6 protein-coding genes and 1 pseudogene are annotated in these 12,312 nt (G+C 53.5%); 3 read left to right on the forward strand and 4 right to left on the reverse strand.

From position 1 onward, the window contains the following. Positions 1–86: 86 nt before the first annotated feature. Positions 87–2,522 carry a glycoside hydrolase family 127 protein gene (locus BQ5591_RS00180; protein ID WP_071147980.1) on the reverse strand — a complete coding sequence of 812 codons (2,436 nt, stop codon included), beginning with the start codon at positions 2,520–2,522 and terminating at the stop codon, positions 87–89. Between the two features lie 300 nt (positions 2,523–2,822). On the opposite strand from BQ5591_RS00180, the gene BQ5591_RS00185 reads away from it, so the two are divergent. Both BQ5591_RS00185 and BQ5591_RS00190 read left to right on the forward strand, forming a co-directional pair. Further along, a complete protein-coding gene (locus BQ5591_RS00185) occupies positions 2,823–3,782 on the forward strand; it encodes a FimB/Mfa2 family fimbrial subunit (protein WP_071147981.1) in 960 nt (319 codons plus the stop codon). A gap of 292 nt (positions 3,783–4,074) precedes the next feature. Further along, a complete protein-coding gene (locus BQ5591_RS00190) occupies positions 4,075–5,331 on the forward strand; it encodes a M23 family metallopeptidase (RefSeq protein WP_071147982.1) in 1,257 nt (418 codons plus the stop codon). Positions 5,332–5,575: 244 nt separating this feature from the next. Here the strand turns inward: BQ5591_RS00190 and BQ5591_RS00195 are convergent, their stop codons facing one another. From BQ5591_RS00195 to BQ5591_RS00205, 3 genes are all read right to left on the reverse strand, one after another. Beyond that, a complete protein-coding gene (locus BQ5591_RS00195; RefSeq protein ID WP_071147983.1) occupies positions 5,576–7,069 on the reverse strand; it encodes a S41 family peptidase in 1,494 nt (497 codons plus the stop codon). Between the two features lie 113 nt (positions 7,070–7,182). Further along, positions 7,183–8,772 (reverse strand): glycoside hydrolase family 43 protein, encoded by a 1,590-nt coding sequence (locus tag BQ5591_RS00200; RefSeq protein WP_071147984.1) that lies wholly within the window; start codon positions 8,770–8,772, stop codon positions 7,183–7,185. Continuing rightward, positions 8,769–11,204: a glycoside hydrolase family 95 protein gene (locus BQ5591_RS00205; RefSeq protein WP_071147985.1), complete on the reverse strand. Its 2,436-nt coding sequence runs from the start codon at positions 11,202–11,204 to the stop codon at positions 8,769–8,771. The genes BQ5591_RS00200 and BQ5591_RS00205 overlap by 4 nt, the downstream gene beginning before the upstream one ends. 194 nt (positions 11,205–11,398) lie before the next feature. Between BQ5591_RS00205 and BQ5591_RS21710 the strand changes: the two are divergent. Beyond that, positions 11,399–12,184: pseudogene (locus BQ5591_RS21710) on the forward strand (mobilization protein); the annotation flags it as partial. Positions 12,185–12,312: the final 128 nt, after the last annotated feature.

Here is a 12,312-nt window from a genome sequence, read left to right on the forward strand (position 1 = left end):
ACAAGAGGCAGATGCAGATATATAAAAAAGTCAGGCGCAAAAAGCCCATACAGCTTCCTGCGCCTGAAGAGAGAACCATAAACCTGTTATTCCACTTTCCACTCTATCACTCCACCCGATGCACCTTTCTGCAACTGGGCGGCGAGCTTCAGTCCAGTCGTTCTGACCGGTTTGAAATCCAATCCGTTATATCGATCCTTATCTACGGTATAAGGTGAGAGAGCTTCTACTTCTTTCCAGTTTTTGCCGTCTTTATAATATAACTTCCAGCTTTCGGGCACCCGGAAGTTGCCGTCATAGTGGTCGAAATCCAACCAATAGACATCGACATGCGACACCGTGTAAGGCTGGTCAAACTCGTAAGCCAGGGTTTCCAGCGTACCGTTCTTCAGCCACCAGTAATGATAGGGTTTCGACGTGTCCGACGAGCGCTTGGGTTCCCACTGGTCGTTGACTCCCCATGCCCAAGCCTCAACCGAGGCCGACTCGGGAGCATCCTTCTGAATGGGTGCCTGAATCATCAGCGTACGTGCCTTGCTGGCAATGGTCGGCTCGGGGGTAGGACGGGCATACCCGGCCGAAGCAGGAATCCATACCGCCATCTGATCGGCTCCGCGGTTGTTCCAGGTAGAGTAAGGAATAGCCTTGAAGGCGACATCTTTCACGGTGCCATCCTTTTCCACTTCCTTGGCGGTACCGGTCAGTACAACGACTCCGTTCAGCAGGTCGGCATCGTAAGAGGCCGTCATCGGTGTGCCGTCGGGGATAAACTTATTGAATACATGGCCGTCAGGCTGGTCCTTTCCCTCCAAACAGAATACAATGGGACCCCGTTCAATCGCCAGTTTGCCACGGTCGTCTTCCACCTTGTCATTGGCTTTGACGCGGCGCACGTCCATCGGCAGGTCAACCTCGACCACGTCGCCTGCCTTCCAGCGGCGGTGAATGGTGGCGTAGCCGTCGTACAGGCGGGCATGAACTTTCTTGCCGTTGACCGAGACGCTATATGCCCCGACCTTGCCGGTAAACGCATACAGGTCGGTAGGAACCGGTGAATCCTGTGCCCAGCCCGGTATGCGGAGGCGCAGTGCAAACTCCTGCTCCGTTTCGGGTGTGACGGTCAGTGTCACCTTGCCCTCCCAGGGATAGGCGGTGGTCTGCTCCAAGGTCACCTGATTGGCTTCGGTCGTCAGCCGAGCCTTACTCTGAATGTACAGGTTGACGTAGATGTCGTTGGCCTGCGTAGCATACATGTATAAAGGCACGCTGGCCATAAAGCGGGTAATGTTGCCCGGACAGCAGGCGCACCCGAACCACCGCTGACGTTCGTGCTGCCCCATCGACTCGAGCGGATTGTCGTAGAAGAACTTGTCGCCACTCAGCGACACGCCCGAGATGACTCCGTTGTACAAGGCACGCTCCAGCACGTCGGCATACTTGGCATCGCCCGTGGCCAGGAACATGCGGTAGTTCCAGAAGACGTTGGCGATGGAGGCACACGTCTCGCAATAGGCCGTATGGTTGTTCAGTTCGTAGTTGGGACCGAAACCTTCGCCCTGCGCACGCGAACCGATACCACCCGTTATGTAGAGTTTCTTGCTGGCCATGTTGTCCCAGATGCGGCACAAGGCATTGAAATAAGCCGTATCCTGCGTCAGTGCCGCCACATCGGCCACGCCGGAATACAGGTAACCGGCCCGCACGGCATGTCCCACGATTTCATCCTGCTGCAGAATAGGCTTGTGGTCCTGGCTGTATTCGCTCAGCGGATGTCCGTCGGTGCCCCATCCGGTTTCTTCGACAAAGTAACGGGCTGTCTGCAGGTATTTCTCGTTGCCTGTCACCTTATAGAGTTTCGCCAGCGCCATTTCGATGATGGGATGGCCGCTCGGACGATGAATCTGTCCTTCGCCGGGTCCGAACACCTGGCAGACGAGGTCGGCATTCCGGATAGCCACGTCGAGCAGCGTCCGCTTGCCGGTTGCCTGATAATGGGCTACGGCAGCCTCGTACAAGTGGCCGCTGTTATACAACTCATGGCTGTTGATCTTCTCCCAGCGTTGTTTTCCCCACCAGCCGGAGAGGCGGTAGCAACGGTTGGTGACACACGTAGTCAGATAGCCGTCCGGCTCCTGGGCAGCAGCTATCAGGGAGATGACACTATCCAGATAGGCGTCCAACGCCTGGTTGTACTTGACAGCCAGCGAATAAGAGGCTCCCTCAATCACCTTATAAGGGTCGGTATCGTCGAACGAAAAGTCACCCCGGTGCTCTCCATTTTTCAGTCCGCCGGCAATGGCAAAATTGTCGAAACGCCCATTCTTCTCACATTCTCTGAAAGCTGAAGGAATGGAGACCGTACGGTTCGTCTCGATACGGGGTGCCCAGAACCCATCATCCAAATGGACCTGAGTAAAAGAAACTTCCTTTATTGGCGCATCGGGCTTTACATAGGAGTCTCCACACGACGCCAGTCCCAACAGGGCGACGCCACAGAAAAAAAGTCGGATTTGTAATTTCATAATATGAACATTAAATAATCTGTGTTTGAACACCGCAAATGTACGCATTTCACTGTTACCACCATAGAAGAATCCTCTAAATGGATAACATAATCGTCAGTATATTAACACTTAGGATGATTATTTGGACTATTATTGCATCGTTTGGACTATTCTTCTATTCTCAACAGGCATTTCATTACCACAGGTAGGAAATGGGGACAAAGCAAAACATGGATCAAAAATATTTTTTCCTAAACCCAGAACTATTCCACAGCACAAACGTTTCTATGTAAGAACAACCTAAAAACTTAACAAGAAATGAAAAAATTAGCATTACTCGCACTGGTTGCCGCATTAGCAACCAGTTGCTCGGACGACGAAACATCCATCCCTCAGGAAGACCTTCAACTGGCAACACCCGCACTGCACATGAGAGTATCGACAGCCAGTGGCGAAAGTCCGTTCACCGGTGTACTGACCGTCATGCCATGCCAACCAAAAAGCTCGATCTATTTTGGCAACTACGTAAACCACCGACTGACTCCTTTCTACGGATACTATATGGTAAAGGACGGCGAATTTTACGAATCGTCCAGCAACCGTGAACTCCTGTTGCCTATGGGTGACTACAATATGATATATTGGGGAACTCCCAAATACGAAGAGCCCATCTATTCGAATCCGGCAGTCAGAGAGCCTTCGTACAGCATCGGCGGAGACCTGTCGCAACAAGCTTTCAGCCTGTTGAAGATGAGCAACGATACGACGTACTACCCCGTATACGACCTTGTACACGCCGTGCAGAATGTCAATATAGGAACAGACGAACTCGTAGCATCCTTGCAACGTGTAGTTGCCGGAATCAAAGTCAGCGTCAAGAACCAGGAAGGCTCTACACTTTCGTCCAACATAGAGAGCGTTGTGATAGGCATCACCGGCATTGCCCGCGAACTGGACTTTTATACGGGACAGCCTCAAGGCGACGCATGTACGGTAGCTTTCCCACTGGTGCGGTCGGTTGACGGTACCGAAATGACCAACGGAACGGTCATGTTGTTCCCCTCGTACGGCAATCCGGAGTTTCAGATGAGCATCAAGCTAAAGAACGGTACGGTGAAACGTTTCAAGCAGATACTGAAATCGCCGCTTGTAGCTAACACCAAGCTGACCCTGAACCTGACGGTAGGCGACATCTTCACAGGCGACGTATCCGGCGACTTCACGATGGAAGACTGGAAGGAAGACAACGAAAACATCGACGTACCCATCATCGAATAACGCCCCTCCCCTGCCCAACCCTGCTCTGCAGCCCAAACATCTGCACAGGGGTGGGCAGGGTTCGGTATATGCCCTCCACACAGGCGCCGATTACATGGATCGTCGTGGAAGCTCTTCCCGGACTTCCGCGTCGTTCTGTGCAATCGGCGCCTGCAAACCGTAACATACCGGCCCGTCCGCACCGCCAATCTCCCCTCGAAATTCGAAGCACCTCAGGAATTGACCACCCAAAAGGATTTGTATATCAGCACTATTTTTGTACTTTTGCCCCCTCTAAAACAACGAAACACGTATGAGAGGCAAGAAAAGAATATACTATATAATAGGTGGTATCCTCCTTGTGCTGGCAGTTACATGGGGCATTACGCACCTCGTCAGAAAAGACCGCCCGGCCGACATGCTGGACGAAGTAGAAATGACCGACTCGGCCGAAGTGGAGGCCATCACTTATAAATATGGCATCCCCACCGACCGCTACAACGTGAATTACGGCATCGTCGAGGACCGCCAGAACCTGTCGTCCATCCTGCAACGCCACGGCCTGTCGGTGAACGACGTACACCGCCTGAACGAACGGGCCAAGGGCACATTCGATGCCCGCAAGGTGAAAAGCGGACAAGCCTATGCCGTGTTCACCACCAAGGACAGCCTGCCACGCACACGCTTCTTCGTCTACGAAGAGAGTCCGAAAACGTACATCGTCTTCGACCTGCGCGGCGAATACAGTGTGCGCCGCGGCGAGAATCCCTCGGAATGGAAACGGCAGGAGGTGAAAGGCCAGGTGGAATCGTCGCTTTGGATAGCCATGCAGCAAAGCAACACCTCGCCCCAGCTGGCCATGAAGCTGTCCGATATCTTCGGCTGGACCATCGACTTCTTCGGACTGCAAAAGCAGGACGAGTTCCGCGTCATCTACGAACAGGAGTACGTCGACGGCAACAGTCTGGAAAACTTTCACATCCTGGCCGCCTCGTTCGTACACGAAGACAGCCTGTACTACGCTATCCCCTTCGTGCAGGACGGCGAGGAACTCTACTACAACGAACGGGGCAACAGCCTCGAAGGTGCTTTCCTGAAGGCCCCGCTCGACTTCTATCGCATCTCGTCGCGCTTCTCGAACAGCCGTTTCCACCCGGTGCTGAAACGCTACAGGGCACACCACGGCGTCGACTATGCCGCACCTACGGGCACGCCGGTCTATGCCATCGGCAGCGGAAAGGTGATAGCCAAGGGATATGAAGCCGGAGGTGGAGGAAACTACCTGAAGATAAAGCACAACGGCGTCTACGTCAGCACCTACATGCACCTGTCACGCTTTGCCAAAGGCATCCAGGTGGGGTCGCAGGTGGCACAGAAGGAAGTCATCGGGTACGTAGGAGCCACGGGACTGGCTACCGGGCCTCATCTGGACTTCCGCGTACACGAAAACGGAAAGCCCATCAATCCGCTCACCATCAAGTCGCAACCCAAGAAGCCCATCAGCCCCGAGAACAAGGCGGCATTTACACTGGTATGCGACTCGCTGGTCAGAGAATTGCAGCAGTTGTAACCCTGCGGCGAGAGGCCGGAAAGGGAACGGTTTTGTAAACTTCCATAGCCATTTACAGCATTTACGTAAACGGCTGATTACGAAAGGTTTGAGTTTTGCCTATCACAGTCGTATACTTAGGCCATCTCGGTCGTATACTTAGGTACCCTCAGTCGTATACTTAGGGTACCTCGGTCGTATAGCGAGGGGGTGACCCGTCACGATGTCAATAATGACGAACACGACGTTGCAAAACCCAGCTCCTTTACCGGACAGCCGGCCCGACAGACACCGGCTGCTGTATGCGCTTGCCAAAGACAGGCTTCTGCACGCCAGGCAACTGCACGTAGCGCGAAGTCAGACTGCGGGTCTGCACAGCCGACGGAGCATCGTCGTACGCGCGACCGGCTTCGGTCAGTGCCTGGCGCAGCAATGGCTCGTTTACGTCGCCCAGCGCATAAGCCAGCATCGGTTCGTCGTCCACACCGACGTCGGGCCTCAGCCCGTCGGGCATGCAGGGCGTCTCACCGGCGGCATTCTGGTAGATGCTGATCATTACATACAGTCCCCAGTTGCGTATCGCCTCGGGCACCTCGTTGTAAGCATCCTCGGCAGCCAGCATCATTCCCGTGCAATACTTGCCCGACGACTGCTCGCCGATGAGCCGTACATCCATGTAAGGCATCAGTCCCCCCAACAGCGCCTCGGAGGCTGACGCCGAGCCTGTTCCTATCAGGGCATAAATCTTCTCCAGTCCGATGTTGGCATCCTGCGTGCTGACGCTCATCACCTCATCACCGTTCTGATACGTGTAGTCGGTCGCGAAGCACGTCTCCATGCTGGCACCCTGCTTCTGCAGGTATTCCGTCAGGTAGTTGTTGTACACCTCGTGCTCGAACACCTGCCCCGATGCCACCGCCTGCTGCGGAGCCAGCATGGAAGCCAGCACATTCTCGGTCAGCACATAGCCGCCTCCGTTGTAGCGCAGGTCGAGCACCAGCTCGCGAACGCCTGCGGCCTTGAAGTCCTTGCACACCGTTATCAGCTTGCTGATAGAAGTCAGGTCGAAGGCCGAATAAGCCAGATAGCCCACCTTCTTCCCATTGAATTCGTAGACGGAGTCGCACAGCACGGGGTCTTCGTACATGTTCACAGCCGTCAGCTCCACCGTCTTCCCCACGTCGTAAATCGTATTGTCGGCGGCATTGTAGCGCCCCAGCGAGGTGCTCAGGCTCGTGTTGTAATACAGATTCATGTAATTATCCGTCGTCAGCGGCTGACCGTCAATGCTCAACAGAATGTCGCCGCGCTTCAGTCCGGCCCGTGCCGCAGGGGTGTCGTCATGCACAAAATTGACCACGGCAGCACACTGCTTCGTCTCTTGATTAACCAAGTAAACGGTCAGGCTCCACCCGAAAGTGGTGGACACTCCGCCAACGGAGCTGACAAACGAACTCATGTCGTCGGTCATCATGGTCCACTTGTCGATGTAGCCATTGCTGTCGTGATAGCGGATGCGGTCGACCGTGCCGATGGGGTCGGTGTTGGTTTCGGCATCCCAGCCTGCCAGGTCGTCGGCTATCTCGGCATTCCACAGATAATACATATTCATCACATCCTTGCCGAAGCGATTGGCGTAATACGTTTCTTCGGACACGGAGTAAGGCCAGCCCCCGTCCTCGTCGGAGCAACCGGTCAATCCCATGCCACCAAACAAGGTCACAAAAGAGAGGAGACCAGACACTAATTTCTTGTTCATTTTTGCCATCATACAAACCATATACAAAGAATTAAACCATACGAAAATAACCCGACTTATCATCCTGCAGCAGGGCATCGGCCCCACTGTGGGCTCCGTCGGCAAAAGGACACTTACCGATAGTGCAGATAGTCGACATCGACCCATCCTTTTTCTGCCACGTCGTTGAAGCAGTAGATGCCTATGCGGTCGCCGCGATAGTTGCCCCACACCATCTGATAAGGTTCGCCAAAATCTACAAAATTATCACCGTCCCAACTGTAAGCATATCGGGAAAGGCCATCCAGCCCCCACACCGAACGAAGCCAGACAAAAGAGGAAGCGGCTTCCGGGCCACGGACGATGTTCCCGTTCTTACGGTATTCAAGGTAGCAGATGCCGTTCTCCTTCACAATGCTAAGGGCCGAGTGCTGCGAGGAAAAATGGCAAAGCCCGCTTTTCTGTCCGTCCTCCATGCGTGAAATATCCATTTTAATGGTTACTTCGTTATCTGCTTTCCTGAAAGTACGCTGGGTCAGCGTATTTCCGGCCTTCATCAGCTGGTTTGGCTGCAAGGGGCGATAGGCCTTCAGGCGCATCCACCCGGGTCTTTCCTGCAACGAGAAGAACGCCTTCCGAGGCTGATAATTCCACTGCCACTGCGGGGCAAGTACCTCCGTGTCAAAATCGTCGCTACGGCCGATAGTCAGCTTTTCACTACTGTTGTAAGGCATCCGTCCTTCCCACTGCATGGCACCGATGCCTTCGGGAAGAACTTTTCCGATGATGGGCCATCCGTCGGTCCAGGTAACCGGCAGCAGGCTGACAATCCGTCCACCCCAGTCGCCCGTGCCGTGATGTGTCATGAAATACCATTGCCCGTCTTTTCCCTGGACAATGCCTCCCTGATTGGGCTCCATTGCCTCGCGGCTGGCCAGAGCCAACTGTTTTTCTTCCGTATAAGGCCCCATCATCTTTCGGGAACGGCGTGCCATGACATAACGCCCTATCCCCGATTTGTGCTCACTGAAAATCAGGTAGTACCAATCGCCCACCTTAATCAGTTTATTGGCCTCCCGTCCGTTGCCCGAATGGATAAGCCGGGCCGACTGGCGGTCGATGCTCTTTCCGTCGGCCGACATCCTGAACAGATACGTCTTATAACCGTCGGCAAAATGAGTACCTACGAAACAGGCCGTGCCGTCCTCGTCCCACATGGCCGAACAGTCGTCCCAACCGGCTTCCAGCAGAAGAGGTGTAAGCGGCTCCCACGGTCCCTCGGGACGAGCCGAAGAAGTCATGAAATAGCCTTCGTCCGGCGTACCGAAAAAGAGATAGAAACGCCCCTCATGATAGCGCAAAGTGCCTGCCCAGATGCCCCGTGCATAACGCGTCATCCGGTCCCAGTTCAGATTGTCACCTATCTGAGTCAAGTCATCGACAATATTTCCGCAAATCTCCCAGTTCACCAAATCCTTCGAATGCAACATCGTCATGCCCGGCGAGAACTGGAATGTAGAAGAAATGGCATAATAGTCGTCTCCTACCCGGATGCAGTCTATATCGCTGTAGTCCGAAGGTATGATAGGATTCAAATAAGAGCCATCCGGCTGTTCACCCCATCGCTCCCATTTTCCCCACTCGGTCTGTTGTGCTTGCGCTGCAACGCCCTCGGCAGTCAGTAGCATGCCCAATGCTACGATTATCCCACAAAAACGTCTCATAGCAGTTGTTTTTTCTCGTTTTCTTTCAAGTTGACTTTCACCGACTTCCCGTTGAAGCAGACACGGGTCTTACCGCCTTTTCTCGACTGGATGCTCAGGGCAGTCACCTTGCCATCCTTCCAGGTCATATCGACCACGAAGCCGCCACGGGCACAGATGCCCTGTACGCTGCCGTCTTTCCACTGCGCGGGTACGGCAGGCAGCAGGGTTATGGAAGATTCGGACGACTGCATCAGCATCTCGATAACCCCGGCGCAGCCACCGAAGTTGCCGTCAATCTGGAAAGGCGAATGGGCATCCAGCAGATTGGGATAGGTGCCGCCACCACGACGGGCGTCCTTACCTTTGTAACCGTCGGGAGTCACCAGACGGAGCAGGCGGCGGTAGATGCGGTAAGCTCCCTCGCCATCCTGCAGGCGGGCGTACAGGTTGACACGCCAGCCGGTACTCCAGCCGGTTGTTTCGTCGCCCTTGATTTCGAGGGTACGGGCACAGGCACGCGCCAGTTCGGGCGTCTGCTCCACCGAAAGGTGATGCCCCGGATACAGTCCGAAGAGGTGGGACTGATGGCGGTGTTTAGGATCCTGGTCGGGCCAGTCGTGGAACCACTCCTGCAGATTGCCGTCGCGGCCCACCTTGTAAGGCCACAAGCGTGCAAGGGTCTGCTCGGCTTGGCGACGGAAGTCCTTGTCCGTGTTCAGCACGGCAGCAGCCTTGATGACGTCAGTCAGACACTCGCGCGTCATGGCTAGGTCGGCCGTACAACCGTATGATGTGGCTCCCACGTATCCGTCGGGCGTGACAAACTTGTTTTCGGGCGAGGTCCCGGGCGAGGTCAGCAGCTTGCCGTCTTTCTCGATCAGCCAGTTCATGCAGAATTCGGCGGCTCCCTTCAGTGCCGGATAATATTGTTTCAGGAAGTCTTTGTCCTGAGTGAAGAGATAACGTTCCCAGATGTGCGTCGACAGCCATGCGCCACCCATGGTCCAACAGGCCCACGACGGGTCGCCTACGTGCAATCCCACGGGGCAGGTCATGGCCCAGATGTCGGTATTCTGTCCCAGGCACCAACCTCTGTCCACTCCGTAATAGGCTTTCGCCGTCTCCGTTCCCGTCAGGCTGAGGTTGGCAATGAAGTCCATCAGCGGACGGTGCATCTCGCTAAGGTTGGCCGTCTCGGCAGCCCAGTAATTCTCCTCCAGGTTGATGTTGCTGGTATAGTTGCAGCTCCAGGGCGGAAGCAGTTGCTCGTTCCATAAGCCTTGCAGGTTGGCAGGCACACCGGGTGTGCGCGAGCAGGAAATCAGCAGATAGCGTCCGAACTGGAAGTACAGTGCCTCCAGTTCGGGGTTGTACTGTTTCTCGTCCGTATAGCGGCGCAACTGTTCGTCGGTAGGCAGGGCGGCGATTTCGGGTGCCGTCTGTCCCAGGTTCAGCTTCACACGGTCGAAGAAGTGACGGTAGTCGGCGATATGGTTGGTCCGCAACTCGTCGTAAGTCTTGGCGGCAGCCAGCGACATCCGTCGCTCCACCTGATTGCTGTAGTCGCGGCCTTCGCGTGCAGGGTCTTTGTCGAAACCGTTGAAACTGGTGACGTTGGCTATCAGCACTACTGCCTCGCGTGCACCTTCAATCTTCAGTTCGCCCGAGGGGAAACTCTTCACCTCTCCGTCCGGGGTCAGCACCCTGACAAGCGTGCGGAAGCGTGTGCCCCGTTCGGGGTCGTACAGGTGTTTATTTTTCACCTGGCCAAAATACACGGGATAAGAATGGTAAGCAGCATAGCCTTCGGCCGAGATTTCATTTCCATTGGCCGATGTAGCGTGAGGCAACTGCGAGTCGAACGACAGCAATGCCCGGATGCCCTGCGGGCTTTCCGACCGGAGGCGCAACACAATGACCGAGTCGGGCGCCGAAGCAAAATAATCGCATGAAAAAGGCTGACCGTCACGCAGGTAGCGGGTTTCGGCCACGGCGTTGGCTATATCGAGCGAGCGACTGTAGGCCGAAATCTGTGCCGGCACATCCAGGTAGGTGACAGTCAGGCATCCTAAGGGTTGGTAGTTCTCGCTGTAATGGCCCTGCACCTTGCGTTGCTCGCGGTCGGCACCACGGTAATCCCCGGCATCGAGCAAACGGCGTATTTCCGGAATGGCTTTATAGGCATCGGGACTGGTCACCTTGCGGTCGGGCTCACCCGTCCACAGTGTCAGGTCGTTCAGCGAAATGACATCGCGTTCCGTACCTCCATACACAATGGCCCCCATCGTGCCGTTGCCTATCACCAATGCTTCTTCAAAATACTCTGCCGGACGATTGTAATGCAAAGCCAACCTTGTCGTGTCTTCTCCGGCCCATGTCATACATGTACTGAACAGTCCGCACACACAGGTTACAACCTGTATGCACCTTTTCAAACTTCTCTTTTTCATAAACTATCCGATTTCAAATTTGCGCTTCTCAGGCATTCTGCATACTCGGCACCATGCCGTGAAACGCGCTGCCGGAAACAAAAGTACTGTTTTTTATTTTTCAGACAATATGTTGTGTATGAAATTCGTAGAAATGTGCCTGAAAACAGAATGTCATTCTCCGTATTTCTGCTCGAAATTGTTCGGCCTTTCCACGTGAGCAATCAAAGGCAGTTACTGGTAAAAAGCATCTGGAACGAAACGATTTTATCATTGAGAAGCAGAAAGCTGAACTGCAACACATAAACGCTGCAAAACGGCATACGGAACAACAGGTAAATCTTGCCGGGCAAGAACTCAGACAAGTAAAATTGAAGATACGCACAGACAAACTCAGGAAGACAGCCACCACTGCAGCGACAGCCATAACAAGCGGAGTTGCTTCTCTTTTCAGAAGTGGAAAACTGAAAGAGCTGGAACATGCCAACGAAAAACTGCAAGGCAAAATTTCAAAGCGGGACACCAATATTGAAAAATTGCAGAGCCAGATACAGCAGATGCAGAAACAACATGATACGCAAATCCACAATCTCAAGGAAATGCACAGGCAGGAACTTGACATAAAGGGAAAAGAGCTGTCACGGCTTGCCTGAATCATAGGCAAGGCTTTCAGGTGGTTCCCGATGTTCAGGGAAATGTTATGCATGGAAAAGTTCTGTACCATGCTGGGACTCACTAAAGAAATGACTGAAAGTCTTATAGTCAAAAAAGATGTCCTGAAATGTAGCGGTAAAATCTATTCGGAACAACACAGGCGGAACTTTGACATAAAGGATGATATTTTAATGATAGAAAACGACCCTGACGATGAAAATAGGCTGAACCTGACAATAAACAGGAAACCGATTGCCGATTGGTTCAGGGAACAATGGCATAGGCTTAGATATGAAACAAGACTGTCGCAGCAGGAAGAAAAGAAAAGTAGAGGATTAAAAATGTAAATAACGTGAGTTCGATATAAGCAAATAAATATTTCACTGAAAATTAGGAACATAGCGATAAAAGTATTAAATTTATAGTGAACAATTATAACATTTAAACGATTATCACTATGTTTCCAGAGTCTAAA

This window comes from Bacteroides ndongoniae (assembly GCF_900108345.1).
GTDB classification, from domain to species: Bacteria; Bacteroidota; Bacteroidia; order Bacteroidales; family Bacteroidaceae; genus Bacteroides; species Bacteroides ndongoniae.